General features: G+C 42.9%; 1 protein-coding gene. It reads right to left on the bottom strand.

Annotated elements, in window-relative coordinates; all coding sequences use genetic code 11:
• The coding region (locus CH339_RS25795) for a hypothetical protein (protein ID WP_497847423.1) at positions 1 to 261 on the bottom strand (261 nt) is incomplete at both ends.

Here is a 261-nt window from a genome sequence, read left to right as displayed (position 1 = left end):
TCTTAAATACTTTTGAATGTCACCTGCGCCCATGAAAATTAACACCGCATTTTCATGCTCCTTTAAAATTGATGTGTCATTTTCATCGATCAGCTTCGCCTGCGGAATTTTCTCCTGCAAATCACCGATCGTCAGCTTTCCTGCGTTTTCCCGGGCAGATCCGAATATATCGCAAAGATATACATAATCGGCTTTCTTGAGGCTTTCGGCAAACTCATTCAGGAATGACTGCGTGCGCGTAAATGTATGCGGTTGAAATAC

This window comes from Rhodobium orientis (genome assembly GCF_003258835.1).
GTDB classification, from domain to species: Bacteria; Pseudomonadota; Alphaproteobacteria; order Rhizobiales; family Rhodobiaceae; genus Rhodobium; species Rhodobium orientis.
This window is presented reverse-complemented; position numbering and strand designations above follow the sequence as displayed.